The sequence below is a fragment of the Pseudaeromonas sharmana genome, from assembly GCF_042649925.1.
In the GTDB taxonomy this organism is placed as follows: Bacteria; Pseudomonadota; Gammaproteobacteria; order Enterobacterales; family Aeromonadaceae; genus Pseudaeromonas; species Pseudaeromonas sharmana.
The window spans coordinates 170212-194088 of the sequence record NZ_JBHSAF010000015.1; the positions used below are offsets into that span (position 1 = coordinate 170212).

Sequence of the window (23877 nt, forward strand, 5' to 3'; positions counted from 1 at the left end):
CTAAGCAGTGCGACTCAATGCCGCTTGGCGGATTCCACCTGCACTATCCGCCATGCCAGCGGATAGCCAGTTGCGCGCCGGGTGCCAGAATAGACAAGTCAGAGTTTTTTTGTGGGGAAAGAGGATGAATAGTCGAGTTCATGCCCGTCAGCAGGCTCAGTTGGCCTGGGACATCAGTGGTCAGAATCTGATCGTGGGACAGCGCGAGGCGTGCCCGCTGCCGCCGGAGGTGCTGGCCACGCTGACCGCCGCGTCGCCCTATGTCATTCAGAGTTTTGGCGGCGGGTTGACGGCACAGGTGTTGCGACTGTCGATCGACGGCCGGGAATATACGCTGAAGCAGAAACGCGCCGAGGCCCGAGTGCAGAATATCGACGGTCAGACCTCGTTTCTCAATGAGGTGCAGCGACGCGCGGACTTTACACGCCTGAAGGCGGATCCCGTATGGGCCGCACGTCTGCAGCACATAGTTCCGACCCTGTATGCCGACTACCGGTTGGGGATCATCTTGTCGCCCTGGCTGCCCGGTGCTCCGCTGGCGCGTTTCGATACCGCGATTTTCCGCCAGATCCTGCAAACGGTCGTCACCTGTGAAGAAGCGGGCTTGATGGAGTGGGATCTCTGTCCTGGCAATATCATTGATGATGACGGTCATGTCTGGTTATTCGACTTTGGCTATATGTACCCGTTCGATCCGTTGCGCGAGTTCAACAGCAACGGGCTGAGTGACCCGCTGTTTCATGCCTGTGAACGCTTCGAGACCCGCAATTTTTTTGGCTGGCTATTAAAACAGTCTGTGCAGCAACCGAATGCCGAGTCTTTGGCGCTGTTTCGTGCGCTCAAGGAGGTTGCCGTCGAGGTGTATCAGCACAAGTTATGCTGGCTGCAGCAACAGGAGGCCAGCGCGGTTGTCTGTGACTGGGTGCGAGACATCACGCAGCGTTGGCAGGCGGCACTGGTGGATGACGAGGCCTTGGCGGCGTTGTTTGAGATTGAGTATTTTCGCTCTCAGGTGCTGGATATCGAAGACGATTTGCACGGAAAAAGTTGCACCGAGCTGACACTGCGTCGCTTTGCGGTGGTCGAGCAGTGCCTGCAGCAGCGGTATGCCGCGCTGCAGCAAGGCGGGGCCTTGTTCTACGATAATGCTGGCAAGAGCCAGGCCGAATTGCTGACGCTATATCGTCACAAGCGGGCGCTGGCCGAGCAGTACCAGTTACGCTGAGGCGTCTGGCACAGCGGCGAGCCAGGAGCCACACTGACAGGGTAACTTCGAAACAGGATGCTCTGGATGCGAACCCTGCGGCTGATGGTGTACCTGGTTTGTTTCTCGTTGCCGATACAGGCGGCCATTACGCTCAAACTCGATACCAATCTGGCGCCGCCGTATCAGATCAACCGCGATGGCGAACTGTCGGGGCTGGCGGTCGACGCCTTGCAGTGCGTGCTGCAGCGCCTGCAGGTTGGCTATGACATTGAGGTTGTGCCATGGCGACGGGCGCAGCGCAATCTTCGCGCCGGGCTGACCGATGGGCTATTCAGTGTCATGCCTCTGCCGGAAATGGAGCCTTACGCGCGGCTATCCTCCCCTCTGGTACTGGAGAAGTGGTATTGGTTTGCCCTCCAGGTGAGGACATTGCAACAGGCCGAATTTCCCCGGCATCTGCGTATTGGTGTGTTGCGCGGCAGCAATCAGGAGAGCTGGCTTGAGGCTCAGGGATGGACTGCGGCGCAGACGGTGAACCATCTCGACAGCTTGCTGCGACTGCTGGCCATCGGCCGCGTGGATGTCATTTTGGCGGATCAGCAGGCAATGGAACGCCAGCAACGGCTGAATGCCTCGCAGCTGGCCCGTCAGTTCGAGCGTTATGTCCCCCTGGGCGTTTATTTTTCCTCGCGACTGCTCAGTCAGCAGCCGCAGTTTTTGTCACGCTTTAATCGGCAGTTGTCAGCATGTCATGGCGATGGCCTGATGCTGTCGTTGGCCGAAGCGGATCAGTTGCGGCAACAGGTCGATCAGGATGCGCACTACTGGCTACATGAGCCGCAGCTCGTCGCCTTGCTGGCCCAGGGCTGGCCGGTGGATCGGCAGTGGCAGGAGCGAGATCGGATTTGGCAACACACCGTCGCCAGAGACCATCCCTACCCACAGTGGATGCTGCAGCTGCTGACTTCTCCGCTGTCACAGAACCTGGCGCTATGGCAGCAACGACACCGGGATCGTTACTCTGAAGTGTTCATCAGTTCGCAACAGGGCGTCTTGCTGGCCAGTTCTGTGGTGACGACCGACTACTGGCAAGGTGATGAGGAAAAAGTGCAGGCCACCCTGCGACAAGCAAGTCAGGGGCGCGCTGGTGAGATGCCGGCCTGGATCGATGGTCAGACGCAGAGGTTAGGCGGCCGGATTGATTTTGATGACTCCTCGAATGCGTTCATCGCCCATCTCAGTTATCCGCTGTGGTACCAAAACCGGGTAGTAGCGGTCATCACCTTTGGCGTCAAGGTTGAGTCCCTGCTGCATTCGGCGCAAGTCAATGCGCCTGGCGAGCAGAACCGAATAACGGGATCTATAGTCAACTGAGCACGGTTGCGGGCATAAGCACAATCTAGAAGGCCCATCACGAACAATCGGGGAGATGTCACCATGGTGTTGAGCAAGATGTTGGGGATCCGGGCCAAGGCGGCGTTCGGTTTGGTGTTGCTGACGTTGTTTATCCTGCTCTTGGGCGGTGTGAACTATGTTGCACTAGAAAAATTGCAGGAAAATGCGGATCTGTTCGCCACTCGGCTGATGCCGGCGGATGCGGTTGTGCTGAATGCGGATCGCGACTTGTATCAGGCGCTGGTGGCGCAGCAGGAACGTTTGATGACTGAGGACAGCAGCCAACACGAGGCGCTGTTGAAGGACTTCAACGAGAATGCGGATCAAGCGTATGAACGGATGCAGAAATTTCTGGCCCTGATGGCGCCGTTTCCCCAAGTCACGGGGCCATTGTCCGGATTTGAAGGGCAATTTCGTAGCTGGCGCTCGCACGCAGAACAGGTGTTTGTGCTGATGGCAAAAGGGGATAACGCCGCGGCTGATAAACAACATCATCAGCAGATGGCCTCTTTTTCCAGTCTCAGAGAGCTGTATAACCTCGGCGGTGAGCAGGTCGAAGCGCTGGCTGAAGAGTTGAAGCTCTCGTCGGCCGAGGTGGCCGAATCGCGTCAGGCCTGGACTCTGGGGATCTTGGCCGTTGCGCTGGTGGCCGGAGTGGCACTGATTTATTTCGGTCCGAAGCTGATTGTGGACAGCGTGCATGCGGTGCACGAAAAAGTAGAGGACATCAGCAAGGGCGACGGTGATCTGGTGAGTCGCATTCCAGTCTCGTCTCAGGATGAGCTCGGCAAGCTGGCGGGGGGCGTTAATCGCTTGCTGGATCAGTTGCAAGGGCTGGTCAGGGAGCTGCTTGGCGATATCGGCTGTCTCGAGGAGAGTACCGGCAGTCTGCGCCAAATCTCGGCGCAGGTAGGGGGGATCAGCGACAGCCAGCGTCAGCAATTGGCTGCGCTGGTCACGGCCACAGGCGAGATCAGCCGCGCCATCCACGAGATCTCCCAGCACGCACAACAGACCTCAGATCAGACGCACATTGCCCAGCGCTCGGCGACCGAGGGGCTGGCGTTGCTGGATCGCAATGTCGAGATGAACCGTCAGCTTGCAGCCAGCGTGACTGACGCCGGACAGATGGTAGCCCAGCTGGAGAGCGAGTCCGAGCGGATTACCTCGGTATTGGATGTGATCCGCGGTATTGCCGAGCAAACGAATCTGTTGGCGTTGAATGCCGCCATTGAAGCGGCCCGTGCCGGAGAGCAGGGGCGTGGATTTGCGGTGGTGGCCGATGAGGTGCGTACCCTGGCGAGCCGCACTCAACGTTCGACCGAAGATATCCAGAAGATGATCTCGTCCTTGAAACAGGGCGTGCAGAGTGCGGTACAGGCCATGGATAAGGGATCCGGTCAGATGCAGGTGACGCTGGAGATGGCGGACCGCATGCGCAATGAGCTGGCTGGTATTCAGCAGATGGTGAGCAAGGTGCTGGATATGAACTTCCAGATCGCATCCGCCACTGAAGAGCAAAGCTCAGTGATGGAGGAGATGAATCGCACCGTCTCCGAACTCAATGGTTTGACCGAAGAGGCCTCGGCATTGTCGGGCACGGTATTGCAAACTGGTAATGATCTCGATGAACTAGCGCAACAACTGGCGGGACGGGTACGGCGCTTCAAAATCTAGCGGCATAGCACAGGGACAGGAAAACGGGGGCTTGAGGCCCCCGTTGTATTGCTAGTGCAGTTGCTGTGCGTCGATGCGCCAGATGGGCAAGCCAGAGGGGGAGTGCCCCAGCGCTTCGCTGCTGAGAATGTCGCCGCGGAAGTAGTAGACCGGCTGGTTTGTCCCGGGTTGGATCGGATAGGCGAAATAGAGCTGTACCGGCTGGTGCTGGAAGCTTTGAGCGCCGAGATAACTGACGAGTGCGTGTTCCAGCGAGTGGTAGCCATTCTTCCACAGGTGCACCTTGACGCTGCCTTGATCGGTGATGCCCCCCCAGACCTCTCCGTGTTTGACATCGACAAAACTGGCAAACCAGCTCGGCCAGGTCAGATACAGGTATTGCCGCGGTGCGGCTTCAGTCAGTCCCAGTGTCGTGGCGGCTTGATCGAGTTCGGCATATTCCCACCAGGCACTGCCGTCTTGACCATCCCGGTTGCCCCACCAACCCACCAGATCGTCGCCGTGCGCCGGATCTATCGGTTGCGCCAGGGGCAAGCGTTTCAGCAAATCCTGGCGGTAGGCGCGCTTGAGAATGTTGTGCATCCCGCCTTCGGCGAAGCGTTGCAACATCAGGTCACCGCGCTGTTTGGCGACCAGATAGAGCATCCAGAAACTTTTGATGGTGTGACCGAAGTCGGCGTGGCGGGCGTCAGGCAAGCGCCCCGAATCATCATGGATATAACCGAAGAAGCGCTGCTCCGTGGGATAGTAGAAGTCGCGCACTATGGCATCGGCGAGCCAGCCCATCTGTTGCTGCCACTGCTGTTGCTCTGCCTTGGGCAACAGCGGTGTCAACAGCACCATGTAGGCATTGAGTTGATCCAGTTGGGCGACCAATTCTACTTGCTGCCCCTGTTTGCGGCTGGCCGGATACCAGGTCAGACGGGGCTGTTGTGGATCATGGTAGTGGTTGAAGATGAAGCGGTGCACCCGCTGTATGTCTTTGAGGACGGCCGCATCCCGGGTCAGATAATAATAAAATGCCAAGCCTAGCTGGGCATAGGCCATGTCCTGGCTGGTGCGATCTTCGGCTTTGTCTGCGCCTTCTCCATTGCGGAAACGGCCGATGACGTTGCCGTCAGCCTGCAGTGCCTGCTGGCGCAGAAACGTAACGCCCTGGCGCGCCAGTTCTAACGCCTTCGGATCGCCAGTCAGATGGAAGATGACGCCATAGGCGAAGGTCTGGCGTGACACCATACGCGTGAATTGATAGGGATAGCCCTCTTTAATCCAGTCTGGCGCCTGGGCCAGCTCGGGGCAGAGCCCGGCCTGCTTGCCATCGAGCTGAGCCTGTGAGGGCACAGCGCCATCATTACACAAGAAGGTGGCGAAACGACCATCGTGTATGCTGCTGGCAGCCCGGTACCAGAAGGGCGCCAGATCCTGCTGCACATGGTTTAGCCAGCGTTGGCCGTCATACAGTTCAGCCTGGCTGATGGGGGCAAACAGCACCAGCAGCAGCGCCAGACCGCGGCGACGGAGCCGGGAGTGAGTCGGCGACATAGCAATTCTCCTTGTTGCGTCAGTGTGGACGATGGCCAGAAGTGGGCGTCAGCATGTCATGGCGTGGCTCGACGGGTTTGACATTTGGCGCCAAAAGAATCTTTATCGTGAGGCTAATCGGCACAGCGCACAGAAAATGTGCGCCAGAGCACAGGGTGGCGCCATTCCAACGGCGAACTCCACCCTGAGGGGCCAGGGATTAATCGGTGGTGAGCGCGGAAACCGTGAGCAGGGTGCCATCGACTGCGATGATCCGCACCTGGCTGCCTGCGGCCAACGGTTGCTCGCAACGGACACTCCAGACCGTATCATCCAGCTTGACGCGGCTGCGGCCTTGCTGCACCGGCTCGAGTAACAGCACGTCGCGACCGACGTAGTGTTGCAGGCGCTGATTCAGCGGCGTGGCGACATCCTGCATGCGGCTGCGTTGGCGTTGCCAGCGCCACCAGCCGGCAGTGAACAGCAGGGCCAGCAGTGCAAACAGCAACCACTGACCATGCCAGCTCACGTTGCCGATGGCGGTGGCCGCGGCGACAGCAATCGCTGCCGCGCCAAGCCATAACAGATACCCTGCGGTGCCGAGCAACTCCAGAATCAGCAATACACCACCGAGTATCAGCCAGTGCATGGCACTCATCTGGGTCAGGAGTTCCATCCACCCGGCTCCTTGCTGGTGGTGGCTTCCTGGGCGGATTTACCGTTCTTGAACAGTTCGCTGATGCCGCCAATGGCTCCGATCAGCTGGCTGGCCTCCAGCGGCATCATGACCAGTTTGCTGTTCGGGCTGTCGCCAATTTTGGTCAGAGCCTCTGTGTACTTCTGTGCGACGAAGTAGTTGATGGCCTGGCTGCTGCCCTTGGCAATGGCTTCCGAGACCATGGCGGTTGCCTTGGCTTCGGCCTCGGCCTGACGTTCACGTGCCTCGGCGGCGAGGAAGGCGGCCTGACGTTCCCCTTCAGCCTTGAGGATCTGCGACTGTTTCTCCCCTTCGGCCTTGAGAATCTTCGATTGACGTACCCCTTCGGCCTCGAGGATCTCGGCACGCTTCTGACGCTCGGCCTTCATTTGGGCGTTCATCGATTCGATCAGATCCATCGGTGGTTTGACATCGCGAATCTCGATGCGGGTCACCTTGACGCCCCACGGGCTGGTGGCGGCATCGACGGTCAGCAACAATTTCTCGTTGATGGTATCGCGCTGTGACAACATCTGGTCCAGCTCCATGGCACCGAGCACGGTACGGATATTGGTCATCGTCAGATTGCGGATGGCCTGCATCAGATCGCTGACTTCATAGGCGGCCTTATGCGCCTCAATCACCTGCACGAAGCTGACGGCATCGATGGTGACGTTGGCGTTGTCACGGCTGATCACCTCCTGCGGCGGGATATCCATTACCTGTTCCATCATATTGATGCGACGACCGACGCGATCAACAAACGGAATGATCAGGTTGAAACCCGGTTGCAAGGTGCCGGCGTAACGACCAAAACGTTCCACCGTCCAGTTGAAACCCTGTGGCACTATCTTGACGCCGGCTTTGATGAAGGTGATGGCAACCAGCACCACCACCATGATTCCAATCAGATTACCATCTGGCAGCATGGGGTGTTCTCCTCGTAATAATGGGTGTCGCGAGTGGGACTCTATCATACCCTGTCTGCCATCACAGCCTGTGTCCGGCGTAGCGATTCGGCACCGCCGCTGCGGGACGAGCGGGTCAAAATTCGCCGTTTAATAACCAATAAGAATAAAAAGTGCGTTTTTATTATTTTATGCACTTATTTGCCAACCTTATAGTCATGTCAAAGATGAGGAGCCTGAAGATGGATTACTTGCCGCTGTTTGCCAACGTCGCACAACGCCCTGTCCTGCTGGTCGGGGGCGGAGAGGTGGCGCTGCGTAAGGCGCGACTGCTGTTGGAGGCGGATGCGAGCGTGACGGTCGTTGCTCCCGACCTGCATGAGGAGCTGCATCAGTTGCAACAGCTGGGCCGGATCATCCATCAGGCAGAATTGTTTCAGGCGAGTCACCTGCACGGCCAGCGTCTGGTCATTGCCGCAACCGACGACGAACAGGTCAATGCCGACGTCGCGGCAGCGGCCGAAGCTGCAGGGCTGTGGGTCAATGTGGTGGATGACCCGGCGCGTTCGAGTTTTATCTTCCCGTCGATCATCGATCGTTCACCCATCATCGTCGCCATCTCCAGTGGTGGTGCCGCCCCCGTGCTGGCCCGACTGCTGCGCGAGCGGCTGGAGGCGCTGTTACCCGGTCACCTGGGGCAGTTGGCCCGGCTCTCCGGCCAATTGCGTGAGCGAGTGAAGTCGGCATTAACGTCGCTGACACAACGCCGTCGATTCTGGGAGCGGGTTTTTGCCTCCGGCCAGTTGGCCAGCCTGCTGCGAGCCGGCGAGACCGAGCAGGGACGGCAATGGATGGAAACCGCGCTGCAACAGGGCGAGCAAGAAGGTGGCGAGTTGGTGCTGGTCGGCGCCGGCCCCGGTGATGCCGGTCTGTTGACCCTCAAGGGCTTACAACAGATCCAGCAAGCCGAAGTGGTGCTGTATGACCAACTGGTTTCGCCGGAAGTGTTGAATCTGGTGCGCCGCGATGCCGAGCGCATCTGTGTTGGCAAGAAGGCTGGGGCGCACTCGGTGCCGCAGGCGGAGATCAATGCCCTGTTGGTCGAGCACGCGCTGGCCGGCAAGCGGGTGGTACGCCTTAAAGGCGGCGATCCCTTCATGTTCGGGCGTGGCGCCGAGGAGCTTGAAGCGGCGCGGGATGCCGGTATTGCGTTCTCCGTGGTGCCGGGGATCACGGCGGCGGCGGGGGCGACGGCGTATGCCGGCATACCCCTGACCCACAGGGATCATGCCCAGAGCGCGGTGTTTATCACCGGCCACTGCCAGCAAGATGGCCGCGAGCCGGACTGGCCGGCGTTGGCGGCCAGCAACCAGACACTGGTGATCTACATGGGGCTGATCGCCTCACCCGTGATTCAGCAACGTCTGCTGAGCCACGGTCGGGCGCCAACCACTCCGGTGGCGCTGATAGAACGCGGGACCACCGCCGAACAGAAAGTCTGGCGGGGGGAGTTACAACATCTGGCCGAACTGGCATCCGGCGCGGCAAGTCCGTCGCTGATTGTCGTCGGTGAAGTGGCCGCGCTGGCCGACCAGCTGAGCTGGTTCCGTGGCGAGGTGGCCAGTGGCAAGGAACATCTGGTGGAGCTGGCCTGACGGCCGGTCCCCGAATGCGCGAGAGGAGTCGCCGTCATGACACTACAACTGGACAACGCAAGATTGACCCACCTGAAGCAACTGGAAGCCGAGAGCATCCACATCATCCGCGAGGTGGCCGCCGAGTTTCGCAATCCGGTGATGCTCTACTCGATTGGCAAGGACTCCTCGGTGATGCTGCATCTGGCACGCAAGGCGTTCTACCCGGGAAAGCTGCCGTTTCCGTTGTTGCATGTGGATACCGACTGGAAGTTCCGCGAGATGATCGCGTTCCGCGATTACACCGCCGAGAAGTACGGTATGGATCTGATTGTTCACAAGAACCCGGATGGCCTGGCAATGGGCATCAATCCGTTCGTGCATGGCAGCGCCAAGCATACCGACATCATGAAGACGGAAGGCTTGAAGCAGGCGCTGAACAAATACGGCTTCGATGCCGCCTTTGGTGGCGCGCGCCGTGATGAGGAGAAATCCCGGGCCAAGGAACGGGTCTACTCGTTCCGCGACAAGAACCACGCCTGGGATCCGAAGAACCAGCGCCCCGAACTGTGGCGGCTGTATAACGGCCAGGTCAACAAGGGCGAGAGCATTCGCGTGTTCCCGCTGTCGAACTGGACTGAGCTCGATATCTGGCAATACATCTACCTGGAGAATATTGAACTGGTCCCGCTCTACTTCGCCAAGCCGCGTCCCGTGGTCGAGCGTGACGGTGTCACCATCATGGTGGATGACGAACGCATGCCGTTGGCGCCGGATGAAAAACCGGAGCTGAAGTGGGTACGTTTCCGCACGCTGGGTTGCTACCCGTTAACCGGGGCCATCGAGTCACAGGCGCAGACACTGCCGGAAATCATCGAAGAGATGCTGGTTTCCACCAGTTCGGAGCGTCAGGGGCGGGTCATCGATAACGATGCGGCCGGCTCGATGGAGCTGAAAAAGCGCCAGGGTTATTTCTAACGGATTTCGAGGAGCAAAGGACTATGAACAGCGCGATTGCCGAAGCCATCAAGCAAAGTGGCAGCATTGAAGAGTACCTGCATCAGCAACAACACAAGAGCCTGCTGCGCTTCCTGACCTGCGGTAGCGTTGACGATGGCAAGAGCACCCTGATCGGCCGCCTGCTGCATGATTCCCGGCAGGTGTACGAGGATCAGCTCAAGAGCCTGCATGCCGACAGCCAGAAGGTGGGGACCCGCGGCGAGAAACTGGACTTCGCGCTGCTGGTGGATGGCCTGCAAGCCGAGCGTGAACAGGGGATTACCATCGATGTGGCTTACCGCTACTTCTCGACGGCGAAACGTAAATTCATCATTGCCGATACTCCGGGCCACGAGCAGTACACCCGCAACATGGCGACCGGCGCCTCAACCTGCGATCTGGCGATCATCTTGATCGATGCGCGCAAAGGAGTACTGGAACAGACCCGGCGTCACAGCTTCATCGCCAGCCTGCTGGGTATTCGCCAGTTCATCGTCGCCATCAACAAGATGGATCTGGTCGATTTCGACCAGGCGACATTCCGTCGTATTGAGGCTGACTACCTGCAATTTGCCAGCCGCTTGCCGGCGACCGACATCAAGGTGGTGCCGTTGTCGGCAGTAGATGGCGACAACCTAGTGACGCTGAGCGAGCGCTCGCCCTGGTATCAGGGGGAACCGTTGCTGACCCTGCTGGAAAACGCCGAAGTCGGTGCGCACCAGGCGGATATCCCGGTGCGTTTGCCGGTGCAACTGGTCAGCCGTCCGGATCTGCACTTCCGTGGCTATATGGGCACGCTGGCAGCAGGCACCCTGCGCCCGGGGGATACCCTGAAAGTACTGCCATCGGGGCAGCAGAGCGTGGTGGAGCGCATCGTCACCTTCGATGGCGATCTGTCACAAGCGACTGCCGGCCAGGCGGTGACGGTCACGTTGCGTGATGAGATTGATATCAGCCGCGGCGATCTGCTGGTGGCACCGGACGCCCCGACGACGGTCAGCAAGCGTGTGCTGGCCCATCTGGTGTGGATGACCGAAGCGCCACTGGCTGCCGGTCGGCTGTACGATATCAAGCTGGCGACCAAGAAGACCCAGGGCCAGGTGGATATCATCCGCCAGCGTATTGACGTCAACACGCTGCAGCAGCATCCGGCGCAGGCGTTGCAACTGAACGAGATTGGACTGGTTGAGCTGTCGCTGACCAACGCCGTCGGCGTTGACCCCTACACGCAAGTGCGCGATACCGGCAGCTTCATCGTCATCGACCGTCTGACCAATGTTACCATCGGCGCCGGCATGGTCATCGAAGCGCTGGAGGACAAGAGCCAGAGCACGGCAGGTTTCAGTGAGTTCGAGCTGGAATTCAATGCTCTGGTGCGCAAGCACTTCCCGCACTGGCAGGCGCTGGATATCAGCCAGCTGTAATCAGGAAAAGGGCGCCACGGGCGCCCGATTCATCACAGGAAGAGAGAAGATGGACAAGGTGACCACGGAACATATTGTCTGGCATCAGCATACAGTCGACCGGGAAGCGCGAGCGACGCTTAACGGCCATCCGCCACGGCTGCTCTGGTTTACCGGCCTGTCCGGGTCGGGTAAGTCGACACTGGCCGGTGCTTTGGAGCATGAGTTGCACCGCCGCGGTGTGCGCACCTATCTGCTGGATGGTGACAATGTGCGCCACGGCCTCTGTTCGGATCTCGGCTTTGCCCCGGCCGATCGCCAGGAGAACCTGCGCCGGGTCGGCGAGGTGGCCAAGCTGATGGTGGATGCCGGGCTGGTGGTTCTGGCGGCCTTTGTGTCGCCTTATCGTGCCGAACGCGATGCCATCCGCGCCCGTTTTGCCGACGGTGAATTCATCGAGATCTTTGTCGATACCCCGCTCGCGGCCTGCGAGGCGCGCGACCCCAAAGGTCTCTACAAGAAGGCGCGTGCCGGCGAGATCCGCAACTTCACCGGTATCGACGATCCCTATGAGGCGCCGCTGCAGCCGGAGATCCGGGTGCTGAACCATGATCTGGCCATCGAACAGGCCGTGTCACAGCTGTTACAGGCATTGCAGCAGTATGGTGTGCTACCTAGCGAGTAAAAATAGGTGCCAATAGGGGCTTGCTGTGCGGAATCTGGTTAAAATGCCTGCATTTTGTGAGGCTGCTCGCGACTGTATCTGGAGTGCGACTTTCTGGTTGTGATATTGTTAACGCAATGTTGTAACCAAGGGAGGTGCAGACGTCGTGAGAAAGAGCACGCCCAGTCCACGCATGTGGTTCTTGTTGTTGGCCTATGTGTTCGTGCTGATTGTTCTGGGACACTACATTTTCTAATTTCTCAGGCCTGCCTGTGTATCAGCCCGCATCGTGATGCGGGCTGATTTGTTTTCCGGTCCAGGTTACAGCTGACTGTGAAGCAGGGTCATCACAGTCGCGATCTCCTCAGGGCTCAGGGCGCCATCCTTGACGAAACGCACCTTGCCGTCTTTATCCAGCACCACTATGGCCGAACTCTCCTCCTGCAGATCCCAGGCCTTGCGCACCACCCCCTGTTCGTCGAGCACGAACGAAGACCAGGGAAACTCGGCCTTGCTTTTCTCGACGCTACTGACGACGAAGCCGCCGGTGCCGAACAGCGCATCATCCAGATTGACGATGGTGGTGGTCTGATAACGATCATGTGGCAACTTGGCGGCCTTGATGGCCTCAATCAGCGGAGCATTTAGCTCCTTGGCATGACTGCGCCCCGCTATGTGTTGAATGACGCGCACTTTACCGGGCAGTTGCTGGCTGTCCCAGCCTTGATAGCGGGTTTGGCCGGACTGAAGCTGCAACTCACCTTGCTCGCTGACCTGGACGGCAGGCAGGGGGCTCGCCAGTTGGATCGAATGGGCATGGGCCAGCGCGGGCAACAACAGACCGGCCAACAGGCTGATGAAACAGGAACGCATCGACTAAACTCCCTATACTTGTGATGAAGTGCGTTGAGTGGGCGGATTCTAGGGGTACACCGCGCTGAGCACAAATGGCAAATGGCGCCGTCGCGACGGGCCACACACTAGAAGAGAACAACGGGGGAACGGGTATGGCTCTGGTCTGGGTTTATGGCACCTTGCGACGCGGCGAATCCAATCACGGCATGATGCGCGAGTGCGCCTATCTGGGACAGTGGTGGAGTCCACCCAACTTTTATCTGATCGATCTTGGCGAGTATCCCGGCATCATCAGTGGCCAGCAGTCGGTGCTGGGTGAAATCTATGTGGTCGATGACACGACGATGGCCCGGCTGGATGCCTTGGAGGAGACGCCGCAGGAGTACACCCGAGAGATGATGCTGACCCCGTGGGGCGAGGCGTTTTACTACCACTATCGCCAGACCTGTCAGGGGTTGGCGGCCATTCCCTCTGGCGACTGGCGTTGTCGCTTCGTCTGCTAGCCAGTACCTGAGCCGGAGAGGGGCGGCCTGGGCCGCCCTTTTTGGCGTTAAAAACAGCTATGCAACAGGGTGCCGTCCAAGGCCGTGGTCAGTACCTGGGTTTGCAGTTTCTCCTGGCGGGCTTCATCGCACAACTGGCGGCGGCTGTCGGCATCAGCCACAAAGCGCGGGTCATATTCGATGTTCAACACCGGTTTGCCGGCCTGCGCGAAAGGCGCCAGGCGGTCACACTCCTGGTAGGCATGGCACTGTTCGTTGACGGCCAAGTCGAAGTCGGCGACCAGGTCCGGGATCTGTGTCAGGTTGTTCTTCAGGGCAATGGCCAGGCCGCGCTGGTGAGCCTCCCGCGCCAGGAAGCGATTGTAGTCGAGCTGGTCGCCGGCTCTGAGGGCAAAACCGCTGTTTTGCAAGAAGCCATCTACATTGTCGGCATCCACGGCATCACACCCCTTGCGCTGTGCCAGATCGAGACGGGTACGCATCAGGTCGCGCACGCTGCTGGCGCGGACATCCAGCCAGTACTCTCCTGGCCAGTCCGCTAGCGGCTCGCCGCGGACACTGTCGGGGAGCGAGGCCACATCCGGGCGCCAGATCTCGAGCGTGCCGGCGGAGAAGTAGCACATCAAGCGGATGCCCTGCCGACGCCAGGTGATCAATTGACTATCCGGGGTATCGAACAGATCAACTTCCAGCAATTGGGTGCCTGTTTGCAGCGTTACATTGCCTTGTAACTGCAGCTGCCAACGCACATCGGCGCTGGGTTGGTAGCGCGCCGGAGTGGGGTCGGGATCCGGTGGTACGGGATCCTCCCCGACACGAACCCAGACATCACACCCCGCCAGCCAGAGCAGACTGGCCAGCAAGCCGCGCGCAAGAAGAGGGGACAACATAGCAAGGCTCCATAACAACGTCGATGCTGAGCATAGCAGGCGGCCATCAGGCGACCAAGGCCGCGGCACGCTATCGACTTGACGTTAATCAACCGGCTGCCGTAAGTTAACAGCCTGTTAACGTGCAAGGAGCCACTATGTATCAGGTCTATGGCATGGCCGCCTCGGGTAACTGTTACAAGGTCAAACTGATGTTGTCGTTGCTGGGTGAGACTTTCACCTGGCATGAGTGTGACCCGCGCCAGGGCGCGACGCGGACGCCGGCATTTCTCAAGCTGAACCCGTTGGGCAAGGTGCCGGTACTGGTGCTGCCGGATGGACGCCCGTTGCCAGAATCCAACGCCATTCTCTGTTATCTGGCCGAAGGCAGCCGTTGGTGGCCGAGCGATCGTTTCGCGCGGGCCCAGGTGCTGCAATGGCTGTTCTTCGAACAATACAGCCATGAGCCTTATGTTGCCGTCGCGCGAGCCATCCAGTTGTTCTACCCGCAGCGTGCGGCCGAGCTACCGGCATTGATCGCCAAGGGCGAGGCGGCCCTGCAGGTGATGGAGCAGCATCTGGGACGGCATGATTACCTGGTGGGGGAGACGGCAACCATCGCCGATCTGGCGCTGTATGCCTATACCCACGTCGCCGAGGAGGGGGGATTTAGTCTGCGCAACTATCCGGCGCTTAACCGCTGGCTGGAACGTATTACCGAGCTGCCGGGCTTTATTCCAATGCAGGCTTGATTCGTCACGGGTTATTTCCCTGTGACCCGGCATGGCGAGACATAAATATTCATAAAGTGATAAACAAATAAAATTGCTAATAAAATCAAAATACTAGAATTTTTGTTGGTCATGGCTTAACGATATTAAGCGCGTGCTGAGCTACCGGTTTAGCCGCAGTGGTAAGCACGGAGAAAATATTTATCCAGGCCTGTCATCGTTGACAGGTCTTTTATTTTTTGCATAAAAAAACGCCACGCAGGGCGTGGCGTTTTTCCAGATCCGGCTTACTTGGCTTCGTTGTAACGTACCACAGAGGCTTCGATCTCGGCGATGGCGTCGGCCTTGTTGCCCCAGCCTTCTACCTTGACCCACTTGCCGGCTTCGAGTTCCTTGTAGCGTTCGAAGAAGTGCTTGATTTGGCCCTTCAGCAGCTCCGGCAGATCTTCCACGTCCTGGATATGGTCGTACTGCTTGGTCAGCTTGGAGTGCGGTACCGCCACCAGCTTGGCATCCTGACCGGCTTCGTCGCTCATATTCAGTACGCCAACCGGACGGCAGCGGATCACGGAACCCGGCACCAGCGGGTACGGGGTCGGCACCAGGACGTCAACCGGATCCCCATCCAGGGACAGGGTGTGGTTGATGTAACCGTAGTTGCACGGGTAGAACATCGGCGTGGCCATGAAACGGTCAACGAATACGGCGCCGGATTCCTTGTCGATCTCGTACTTGATCGGGTCGGCGTTTTGCGGGATTTCGATGACTACGTAGATATCTTCCGGCAGTGCTTTGCCGGCGGGAACCAGATTCAGGCTCATGGCAGGTCCTTTTTGCAAGGGTTGATAACAAGTGAGCCCGTATTATAGCCAGCGCACATGAAATGGCTACCTCGGCGCCACACCGGCCCTGCCCAAACGTCGGCACCATTGCTAGAATGCCTCATCCTTTCGCATTAGGAGTTTGCGATGCACATTCATATTCTCGGGATCTGTGGCACCTTCATGGGCGGCATCGCCGTATTGGCCAAGCAGTTGGGTCATCAGGTCACAGGTTCGGATGCCAACGTCTACCCGCCGATGAGCACCCAGCTCGAAGAGCAGGGCATCAGTCTGATCCAGGGCTATGACCCGTCTCAGCTCGAGCCGGTACCGGATCTGGTGATCATCGGCAATGCCATGAGCCGTGGTAATCCCTGCGTCGAGTATGTGCTGGATCGCAACCTGCCTTACACCTCGGGACCGGAGTGGCTGCGCGATCATGTGCTGCAATCGCGCTGGGTACTGGCGGTGGCCGGCACCCACGGCAAGACCAGCACCGCCAGCATGGTGGCCTGGATCCTCGAACATGCCGGCTTGCAGCCGGGTTTTTTGATTGGCGGTGTGCCGGGCAACTTCGAGGTCTCGGCCCGGTTGGGGCAGAGTCCGTTTTTCGTCATCGAGGCCGATGAGTATGACTGTGCCTTCTTCGACAAACGCTCCAAGTTCGTCCACTACCGGCCACGCACGCTGATCCTGAATAACCTTGAATATGACCATGCCGACATCTTCCCGGATCTGGCGGCGATTCAACGTCAATTCCACCATCTGGTACGGACTGTACCGGGCACGGGACGCCTGCTGGTGCCCGGTCATGATGCCGCACTGGATGAGGTGTTGAAGCTCGGTTGCTGGAGCGAAGTCGAGCGGGTAGATGGCGAGGGCGCTCACTGGCAGGCGCAACTGCTGAGTGCCGATGGCAGTCATCTGCGCGTATTGCTGGATGGTCAGCCGGTCGGCGAGCTGCACTGGCAGGGGATGGGCCAGCACAATGTGCATAACTTGCTGATGGCGTTGGCGGCGGCCCGCCATGCTGGTGTGACGGCGCAGCAGGCTCTGGCGGCGATGGCCAGCTTTTGCATGCCGAAGCGGCGCATGGAGCTCAAGGGCGAGGTGGCCGGGATCCGGGTCTATGACGACTTTGCCCACCATCCGACCGCGATTGCCACCACGCTCGGCGGCCTGCGTGCCCGGGTCGGTCAGGCACGGATCCTGGCCGTGCTGGAACCGCGCTCCAACACCATGAAGCTCGGGGTGCACCAGAAGGAGCTGGCGGCCTGTCTGGCGCAGGCCGATCTTGCCTACCTGTTTGCGCCGGCCGATCTGCCGTGGGATATACACCAGGTCGCGGCGCGGGCGCCGGTACCAACCCGGGTATTCCACGAGATTGATGAACTGCTGCATGCGCTGCTGCAACAGGTGCATGCCGGTGACCAGATCCTGGTGATGAGCAATGGCGGGTTTGGCGGCATCCATGGTCGCCTGCTCCAGGCCCTGGAACAGCGCTTTGTCGAGGTGGGCGCATGAGCCACGCCGTCACACTGGCCATGACTGGCGCCTCGGGGGCTGCTTATGGCGTCGGCCTGCTGCAAGCACTGCTGGCTGCCGGTTGCCGCGTCTACCTGTTACGCTCGGCGGCGGCGCAGGTGGTCATCACCACTGAACTTGGCGAGGACTGGCCCGAAGAGGAGGCCGCCTGTGAACGCTATCTGAGCGAACGCTTTGCCGCGGCGCCCGGACAGTTATCGGTGTGTCGCAAGCTGGACTGGTTCGCGCCGGTGGCCTCGGGCTCTGCGGCGCCGAAACAGATGGTCATCGCGCCCTGTTCGATGGGAACCCTGAGTGCCATCGCGCACGGAGCATCGGACAATCTGATAGAACGGGCTGCGGATGTGGTGATCAAGGAGCGCGGCCAGTTGATCCTGATGCCCCGCGAGACCCCCTATTCGACGATCCACCTGCAGAACATGCTGAACCTGAGTCAGTTAGGGGTCACCATCATGCCGGCGTCACCGGGTTTCTATCATCAACCGGACTCGGTTCAGGCGCTGGTGGACTTCATGGTGGCGCGAGTACTGGATCATCTGGGGGTGGGGCAGCAACTGGTGCCGCGTTGGGGCATGGCGGGAGAATGAACCAGCCAGCCCGGTCTTGCGACCGGGGCTGGCATTGTTACACGGGGAGGGGAGATCGCAGGTTTACAGGCCGAGTACCAGACGGCTGGTATTCAGCATGAAGGCCTTGATCTCTTCTCTTGGCGGTTGCGGGTCGCGGAATATCATCTGGCAGGCCGGGTAGTAGAGGCTGTTAATCACAGCCAGCGTTTCCCGCTCTGACATCCGTAATTCAAACTCACCGCGTTCGACTCCACGTTGCAGTGTCTGTCGGGTCAGATCCAGCATGCGACCACAAAATTGCGTGTGGCGCGGCCAGAGATCATCACGAACAGAAGCAGCCCATTCCAGCGCGATTTGCGCGTAGTCACCCTTCTCGTAAACTGCATCGACGGTTGCATCGAACAACAGACGCAGCGCATCGATGGCCGTCTCCCCACGGCCAAGCGCTTCGCGCGCCAGCGTAAACCAGAAGGACTCTACCTCACCCAACACACTGTCGATCAACTCTTCCCGCGAGCGGTAATAGTTGAAGACGGTGGCAACGGAGACATGGGCGCGCTCGGCAATTTCTGCATGACCGGCCCGACCTATGCCGCGTTGGGCAAAGACGGCGATGGCATGATCCATCAGTTGGCGACTACGTGCATCCGGACTGAGCCGAGTGCGACGACGTGGTTCCGTGGCATGGTGCATAACTACATTTTTCTCGTGTAATCGTTATTGTATGGCTGGTCCGTTACTGACCAGTCCGTTGCTTTTATCCCCGGACTTTATCGCGCCAATCGGATGATTAGTGATAAAATCCGCGGCCATCTTAACCATTTTTACCGCTTTTCCGAAGCAAAACTCATCAGGAGCAGACAATGAAGCATCGGGTAGACGTGATGATTGCCGAGGCCGAGGTTCAGGCCCGGATTGCCGAGCTGGGCGCCGAGATCAGTGCCCGTTATCACGACACACAGGAGTTGGTGCTGGTGGGGCTGCTGCGCGGTTCCTGTGTCTTTTTGGCCGACTTGTGCCGCGAGATCACGGTGCCGGTGTCGTTCGATTTCATGACCGCCTCCAGCTATGGCAACAGCATGAACAGCTCGCGCGAGGTGCGCATTCTCAAGGATATCGAGGATGAGATTAAGGGTAAGGATGTCCTGATTGTCGAGGACATCATCGATACCGGCTATACCTTGACCAAGGTGCGCGAGATCTTGCGGCTGCGCGAGCCGAAGTCGCTGGCCATCTGTACCCTGCTTGACAAGCCGTCGCGCCGTGAGGTGGACGTGCCGGTGGATTGGGTCGGCTTTGCGATCCCGGATGAATTTGTTGTCGGCTGCGGTATCGACTACGCCCAGTTGTATCGCAACCTGCGTTATATCGCCAAAGTGGTACCGCTCGAATAAGGCGCTGTCACAGTTCGGTATTGACCATCTCACAGCACAGGAGAGGCCGGCGGCATGCAGGCATTGACGATTGACGGGTTGAAAAAGACCTACAAGGGGGGCGTCGAGGCGCTCAAGGGCATCGACCTTGCGGTTGAGGAGGGGGATTTCTATGCCCTGCTCGGTCCAAACGGCGCGGGTAAATCCACCACCATCGGCATCCTCAGCTCGCTGGTCAACAAGAGCGGCGGTCGAGTGCAGATATTCGGTCATGACATCGATCGTGAACTGGAGTTGGCCAAGGCACAGCTGGGACTGGTCCCGCAGGAGTTCAACTTCAGCCAGTTTGAGAAGGTGATGCAGATCGTCGTCAATCAGGCCGGCTTTTACGGCGTGCCGCGCAAACTGGCCTATGAGCGGGCGGAACAGTATCTGACGCAACTGGACCTGTGGGACAAGCGCGACAAACAGGCGCGCACCCTCTCCGGCGGAATGAAACGACGCCTGATGATCGCGCGCGCACTGATGCACCGTCCGCGCCTGCTGATCCTGGATGAACCCACCGCCGGCGTCGACATCGAGATCCGTCGCTCCATGTGGCAGTTCCTGCAGCAGCTGAATGCCGAGGGGGTCACCATCATACTAACCACCCACTATCTGGAAGAGGCGGAGATGCTGTGTCGTAACATCGGCATCATCGATCGCGGACGCATCGTCGAGAACACCTCGATGCGCGCCCTGCTGTCAAAGTTGCATGTCGAGACCTTCATTCTCGATCTGGCCTCGCCTGTCACCGACCTGCAGTTGCCAGGCTTCAAGTGGCAGCCGTTGAACGACAGCAGCATCGAGGTTGAAATCGAGAAGAGTGTCGGCCTGAACAGCCTGTTTGAGGTGTTGTCTGCGCAGCAAATCAAGGTGGTGAGCATGCGCAACAAGGCCAACCGGCTTGAGGAGCTGTTTGTTCGCCTGGTTGAGGAGGGGCGTCAATGAATCCATCCGTCTACTGGATTGCCTTCAAGAGCATTCTGATCAAGGAGATCACCCGCTTTGCGCGTATCTGGGTACAGACGCTGGTGCCGCCGGCGATCACCATGACGCTCTACTTCGTGATTTTTGGCAATCTGATCGGCAGCCGCATCGGCCAGATGCATGGCGTCAGTTATATGGAGTTTATTGTTCCCGGCCTCATCATGATGTCGGTGATTACCAACTCCTATGCCAACGTGGCTTCGTCATTTTACAGTGCCAAATTCCAGCGCAATATCGAGGAGCTGCTGGTCGCGCCTGTGCCCAATTACGTCATCATTCTGGGATTTGTCGCTGGCGGGGTGGCGCGGGGCCTGTGCGTCGGCGCCATCGTGACCGCGGTGTCGCTGTTCTTCGTGCCGTTGCAGGTCCATGATCCGCTGGCGGTGTGCGTGACGCTGTTGCTGACGGCCACCCTGTTCTCGATCGGAGGACTGATCAATGCGGTGTTCGCCAAGAGCTTTGATGATGTGAGCATCATTCCGACCTTTGTGCTGACGCCGCTGACCTATCTGGGGGGCGTATTTTACTCCATCGAGTTGCTGCCGCCGTTCTGGCAGGGCATGTCCCATGGCAACCCGATCATCTACATGATCAATGCCTTCCGCTATGGCTTCCTTGGTATTTCGGATGTCCCGCTCTGGTTGGCCTATACGCTGATTGCCGGTTTTATTGTGGTGCTCTATGCCGTTGCGCACGTCCTGGTTACTCGAGGCATTGGGCTGCGACATTAACCTCATGTTGACAGAACAACGGGAGCTCAGGCTCCCGTTGTTGCATTGAGGGTGATGGCGCGAAAAAGCAAAAAAAAAAGCCTCGTCATCACGAGGCAAGCAGGGACTTGAGAACACGAGTCCCGGTCGTTGGACTGGCGTAATGCTACCAGCCACCACAGGGTTAACTAAGCTGGCTTTGCTCCCACCAGGCACCGCGTAGCGGACCATCGCTATCTTTACTGGCGTACTGATCAACGATGCCGGTGCTGTTCTTGCTGGCGTACTGATCAACGATGCCGGTGCTGCTCTTGCTGGCGTACTGATCAACGATGCCGGTGCTGTTCTTGCTGGCGTATTGATCAACGATACCGGTGCTGGTCTTGCTGGCGTACTGATCAACGATGCCGGTGCTGTTCTTGCTGGCGTACTGATCAACGATGCCGGTGCTGTTCTTGCTGGCGTATTGATCAACGATGCCGGTGCTGTTCTTGCTGGCGTATTGATCAACGATGCCGGTGCTGTTCTTGCTGGCGTACTGATCAACGATACCGGTGCTGTTCTTGCTGGCGTATTGATCAACGATGCCGGTGTTGTCTTTAGCGGCCAGGGCCGGTGTAGCCAACAGGATGGAAACCAGCAAGGCGGATAGTGTGATGCGAGTGTTCATAATGTGTCCTCCTGTCTGATAGCTGATTTTCCTTGAGCATCAGAACCGAGTCTTGTGCCCGGTCTTCATGTCCGGGGTCTTGAGACTATTATTGTTATCAACTTAAATGTGATAAATATCTCATGATAGGATGATTAATCCCGAATAAAGGGATAATTGGAGCGTGCATGGACAAGTTACTGGCAATGGATGTCTTCTGTCGGGTTGTGGAGTCAGGGAGTTTTGTCAAAGCCTCGGAACGGTTGGGCATGTCGACGACGGCGGTGTCACGCCATGTTGCCGAGCTGGAAGGGCATCTGGATACGCGTCTGCTGCAACGCACTACCCGCACGTTGCGGCTCACCGAGAGCGGCACGCGCTTCTATGAACGTTGCCAACTGATTCTCAGTGAGGTAGCTGATGCCGAGATGGAGCTGGATCAACAGCGGCAAAACCCCAGCGGCCTGTTGCGCATCAGCGTTTCAATCCCTTTCGGTGCCCGTCATTTTGCCCCGTTGCTGCCGCGGTTTTGTGAGCGCTATCCTGGCATCGAGATCGAGGTGGTGGCCAGCGACCGCAAGCTGAGCCTGGTGGACGAGGGGATCGACATGGCCCTGCGTATCAGCCGGGAGTTCGATGGCAGCCTGATTGCGCGGCCGCTGGCAAAGATCCACACCCTGATCTGTGCCGCTCCCGACTACCTGTCGCGCCAGGGGACCCCGGTTACCCCGGACGAGCTGGCCGGGCATGTCTGCCTGGTTTATAACGGTGTACCCGAACCGTATGTCTGGAGTTTTGAATGCCCGCAGGGCGAACTGAGACAGGTGCGGGTTCAGGGCGGATTTCAGGCGGACAATGGCGATTTTCTGCTGGCTGCGGCTGAAGGCGGCATGGGGATCACGCGTCAGCCGAGTTTCATGGTCGCTGAAGCAATCGCGGGGGGGCGCTTGTTGCCGCTGTTGGCGGATTATCGTATGCCGGCACTGCAACTGGCTGCTGTCTATCCCAGCCGGCGCTTTGTTCCCGCCAAGGTTCGGGCCATGGTGAGTTTTCTGCAAGAAGAGTGGGGGGGGCCGGTCGCTCCCTGGGATGCCTGGTGGCAGAAATGAATCAGGCCCCGAGCGGGGCCTGATGGTAATCTGATTGCGCTGGGATCAGTGCTCAAACATCGCGGAGATGGACTCTTCGTTGCTGATGCGGCGGATGGCTTCTGCCAGCATCGGCGCCAGGGTCAGGCTCTTGACCTTGCCAATGGCTTTCATCTCTTCAGACAGCGGAATGGAGTCGGTGATGATCACTTCATCGATCACGGACTCAGCGATGTTCTTCGGCGCCAGGCCGGAGAATACCGGGTGGGTTGCGTAGGCAAACACACGCTTGGCACCGCGATCCTTCAACGCTTCCGCAGCCTTGCACAGGGTGCCGCCGGTGTCGATCATATCGTCGACAATGATGCAGTCACGGCCAGCCACATCACCGATCAGGTGCATGACCTGAGAGACGTTGGCGCGCGGGCGACGCTTGTCGATGATGGCGATGTCGGTGTCATCCAGCAGCTTGGCGATGGCACGGGCACGGACCACACCGCCGATATCTGGAGAGACGACAACAGGATCTTGCAAGTTCTTGATCTTCATGTCTTCCAGCAGCACCGGGCTACCGAATACGTTGTCGACCGGAACATCGAAGAAGCCCTGGATCTGCTCGGCGTGCAGGTCAACGGTCAGAACACGATCGACACCTACGCTAGACAGGAAGTCGGCAACCACCTTGGCGGTGATCGGGACACGGGCAGAACGGACACGGCGATCCTGGCGGGCGTAACCAAAGTACGGAATAACCGCGGTGATACGACCTGCAGAGGCACGACGCAGTGCATCGACCATCACAATCAGTTCCATCAGGTTGTCATTGGTCGGAGCACAGGTGGACTGGATGATGAAGATGTCACCACCCCGTACGTTTTCGTTGATCTGTACGCTGATCTCGCCATCACTGAAACGGCCGACAGCGGCACTGCCGAGTTTGATGAAGAGACGATCTGCAATCTTCTGGGCCAGTTCCGGTGTGGCGTTACCGGTAAACAGCTTCATGTCAGGCACGGTATTAACCTCTGGG

24 protein-coding genes are annotated in these 23877 nt (G+C 58.8%); 15 read left to right on the forward strand and 9 right to left on the reverse strand.

Annotation, left to right across the window (positions count from 1 at the left end; translation table 11 throughout):
• Positions 1-124: 124 nt before the first annotated feature.
• The 3 genes from ACFOSS_RS15450 to ACFOSS_RS15460 all read left to right on the forward strand — a co-directional run bounded on the left by ACFOSS_RS15450 (position 125) and on the right by ACFOSS_RS15460 (position 4279).
• Positions 125-1225 (forward strand): hypothetical protein, encoded by a 1101-nt coding sequence (locus tag ACFOSS_RS15450; protein WP_377154259.1) that lies wholly within the window; start codon positions 125-127, stop codon positions 1223-1225.
• Positions 1226-1291: 66 nt separating this feature from the next.
• Positions 1292-2581 (forward strand): substrate-binding periplasmic protein, encoded by a 1290-nt coding sequence (locus tag ACFOSS_RS15455; protein WP_377154261.1) that lies wholly within the window; start codon positions 1292-1294, stop codon positions 2579-2581.
• A gap of 63 nt (positions 2582-2644) precedes the next feature.
• Positions 2645-4279 carry a methyl-accepting chemotaxis protein gene (locus ACFOSS_RS15460; RefSeq protein ID WP_377154262.1) on the forward strand — a complete coding sequence of 545 codons (1635 nt, stop codon included), beginning with the start codon at positions 2645-2647 and terminating at the stop codon, positions 4277-4279.
• A gap of 51 nt (positions 4280-4330) precedes the next feature.
• On the opposite strand, the gene ACFOSS_RS15465 is transcribed toward ACFOSS_RS15460, so the two are convergent.
• The 3 genes from ACFOSS_RS15465 to ACFOSS_RS15475 form a co-directional block, all read right to left on the reverse strand.
• Positions 4331-5821, reverse strand: coding sequence for an AGE family epimerase/isomerase (locus ACFOSS_RS15465; protein WP_377154264.1), 1491 nt, complete (start codon positions 5819-5821; stop codon positions 4331-4333).
• A gap of 199 nt (positions 5822-6020) precedes the next feature.
• A complete protein-coding gene (locus ACFOSS_RS15470; protein ID WP_377154266.1) occupies positions 6021-6476 on the reverse strand; it encodes an NfeD family protein in 456 nt (151 codons plus the stop codon).
• The gene (locus ACFOSS_RS15475; RefSeq protein ID WP_377154776.1) at positions 6464-7396 is read right to left on the reverse strand and encodes an SPFH domain-containing protein; all 933 of its coding nucleotides are present in this window, start codon (positions 7394-7396) and stop codon (positions 6464-6466) included. The genes ACFOSS_RS15470 and ACFOSS_RS15475 overlap by 13 nt, the downstream gene beginning before the upstream one ends.
• Before the next feature lie 251 nt (positions 7397-7647).
• Here ACFOSS_RS15475 and cysG point away from each other — a divergent pair, with 251 nt between their 5' ends.
• The 4 genes from cysG to cysC are packed head-to-tail and all read left to right on the forward strand — an operon-like array spanning position 7648 to position 12126.
• Positions 7648-9060, forward strand: coding sequence for a siroheme synthase CysG (gene cysG, locus ACFOSS_RS15480; protein ID WP_377154268.1), 1413 nt, complete (start codon positions 7648-7650; stop codon positions 9058-9060).
• A 48-nt stretch (positions 9061-9108) separates the two neighbouring features.
• Positions 9109-10017, forward strand: a complete 909-nt coding sequence (gene cysD, locus ACFOSS_RS15485; RefSeq protein ID WP_449301185.1) for a sulfate adenylyltransferase subunit CysD — start codon at positions 9109-9111, stop codon at positions 10015-10017.
• Between the two features lie 23 nt (positions 10018-10040).
• The gene (gene cysN, locus ACFOSS_RS15490) at positions 10041-11462 is read left to right on the forward strand and encodes a sulfate adenylyltransferase subunit CysN (protein WP_377154272.1); all 1422 of its coding nucleotides are present in this window, start codon (positions 10041-10043) and stop codon (positions 11460-11462) included.
• 49 nt (positions 11463-11511) lie between these two features.
• A complete protein-coding gene (cysC, locus tag ACFOSS_RS15495) occupies positions 11512-12126 on the forward strand; it encodes an adenylyl-sulfate kinase (RefSeq protein WP_377154274.1) in 615 nt (204 codons plus the stop codon).
• A 300-nt stretch (positions 12127-12426) separates the two neighbouring features.
• Here the strand turns inward: cysC and ACFOSS_RS15500 are convergent, their stop codons facing one another.
• Entirely contained in the window at positions 12427-12978 is a 552-nt protein-coding gene (locus ACFOSS_RS15500) for a YtfJ family protein (protein WP_377154277.1), read from the reverse strand.
• Positions 12979-13112: 134 nt separating this feature from the next.
• Between ACFOSS_RS15500 and ACFOSS_RS15505 the strand changes: the two genes are divergently transcribed.
• The gene (locus ACFOSS_RS15505) at positions 13113-13463 is read left to right on the forward strand and encodes a gamma-glutamylcyclotransferase family protein (RefSeq protein WP_377154279.1); all 351 of its coding nucleotides are present in this window, start codon (positions 13113-13115) and stop codon (positions 13461-13463) included.
• A 47-nt stretch (positions 13464-13510) separates the two neighbouring features.
• On the opposite strand, the gene ACFOSS_RS15510 is transcribed toward ACFOSS_RS15505, so the two are convergent.
• Positions 13511-14353: an endo alpha-1,4 polygalactosaminidase gene (locus tag ACFOSS_RS15510; protein ID WP_377154281.1), complete on the reverse strand. Its 843-nt coding sequence runs from the start codon at positions 14351-14353 to the stop codon at positions 13511-13513.
• Between the two features lie 137 nt (positions 14354-14490).
• Between ACFOSS_RS15510 and ACFOSS_RS15515 the strand changes: the two genes are divergently transcribed.
• On the forward strand, positions 14491-15084 hold the full coding sequence (locus tag ACFOSS_RS15515; RefSeq protein WP_377154283.1) for a glutathione S-transferase family protein: 594 nt from the start codon (positions 14491-14493) through the stop codon (positions 15082-15084).
• Positions 15085-15350: 266 nt separating this feature from the next.
• Here ACFOSS_RS15515 and ppa read toward each other — a convergent pair whose 3' ends face one another.
• On the reverse strand, positions 15351-15884 hold the full coding sequence (gene ppa, locus ACFOSS_RS15520) for an inorganic diphosphatase (protein ID WP_377154285.1): 534 nt from the start codon (positions 15882-15884) through the stop codon (positions 15351-15353).
• 147 nt (positions 15885-16031) lie between these two features.
• Between ppa and mpl the strand changes: the two genes are divergently transcribed.
• Positions 16032-17408: a UDP-N-acetylmuramate:L-alanyl-gamma-D-glutamyl-meso-diaminopimelate ligase gene (gene mpl, locus ACFOSS_RS15525; protein ID WP_377154287.1), complete on the forward strand. Its 1377-nt coding sequence runs from the start codon at positions 16032-16034 to the stop codon at positions 17406-17408.
• The gene (locus tag ACFOSS_RS15530) at positions 17405-18016 is read left to right on the forward strand and encodes a flavin prenyltransferase UbiX (protein WP_377154289.1); all 612 of its coding nucleotides are present in this window, start codon (positions 17405-17407) and stop codon (positions 18014-18016) included. Before mpl ends, ACFOSS_RS15530 begins: the two co-directional genes overlap by 4 nt.
• A gap of 63 nt (positions 18017-18079) precedes the next feature.
• On the opposite strand, the gene ACFOSS_RS15535 is transcribed toward ACFOSS_RS15530, so the two are convergent.
• Complete coding sequence (locus ACFOSS_RS15535) at positions 18080-18691, reverse strand: TetR/AcrR family transcriptional regulator (RefSeq protein ID WP_377154292.1); 612 nt, start codon at positions 18689-18691, stop codon at positions 18080-18082.
• Positions 18692-18861: 170 nt separating this feature from the next.
• Between ACFOSS_RS15535 and hpt the strand changes: the two genes are divergently transcribed.
• From hpt to ACFOSS_RS15550, 3 genes are read left to right on the forward strand one after another with little or no spacing between them, the layout of a single operon-like run.
• Positions 18862-19392 carry a hypoxanthine phosphoribosyltransferase gene (hpt, locus tag ACFOSS_RS15540; protein ID WP_377154294.1) on the forward strand — a complete coding sequence of 177 codons (531 nt, stop codon included), beginning with the start codon at positions 18862-18864 and terminating at the stop codon, positions 19390-19392.
• A gap of 54 nt (positions 19393-19446) precedes the next feature.
• The gene (locus tag ACFOSS_RS15545) at positions 19447-20361 is read left to right on the forward strand and encodes an ABC transporter ATP-binding protein (RefSeq protein ID WP_377154297.1); all 915 of its coding nucleotides are present in this window, start codon (positions 19447-19449) and stop codon (positions 20359-20361) included.
• Positions 20358-21131 (forward strand): ABC transporter permease, encoded by a 774-nt coding sequence (locus ACFOSS_RS15550; protein ID WP_377154299.1) that lies wholly within the window; start codon positions 20358-20360, stop codon positions 21129-21131. The genes ACFOSS_RS15545 and ACFOSS_RS15550 overlap by 4 nt, the downstream gene beginning before the upstream one ends.
• Positions 21132-21294: 163 nt before the next feature.
• Here ACFOSS_RS15550 and ACFOSS_RS15555 read toward each other — a convergent pair whose 3' ends face one another.
• Positions 21295-21780 (reverse strand): hypothetical protein, encoded by a 486-nt coding sequence (locus ACFOSS_RS15555; protein ID WP_377154301.1) that lies wholly within the window; start codon positions 21778-21780, stop codon positions 21295-21297.
• 167 nt (positions 21781-21947) lie between these two features.
• On the opposite strand from ACFOSS_RS15555, the gene ACFOSS_RS15560 reads away from it, so the two are divergent.
• A complete protein-coding gene (locus ACFOSS_RS15560; RefSeq protein ID WP_377154303.1) occupies positions 21948-22868 on the forward strand; it encodes a LysR family transcriptional regulator in 921 nt (306 codons plus the stop codon).
• A 45-nt stretch (positions 22869-22913) separates the two neighbouring features.
• Here the strand turns inward: ACFOSS_RS15560 and ACFOSS_RS15565 are convergent, their stop codons facing one another.
• On the reverse strand, positions 22914-23861 hold the full coding sequence (locus ACFOSS_RS15565; protein WP_377154305.1) for a ribose-phosphate pyrophosphokinase: 948 nt from the start codon (positions 23859-23861) through the stop codon (positions 22914-22916).
• Between the last annotated feature and the right edge of the window lie 16 nt (positions 23862-23877).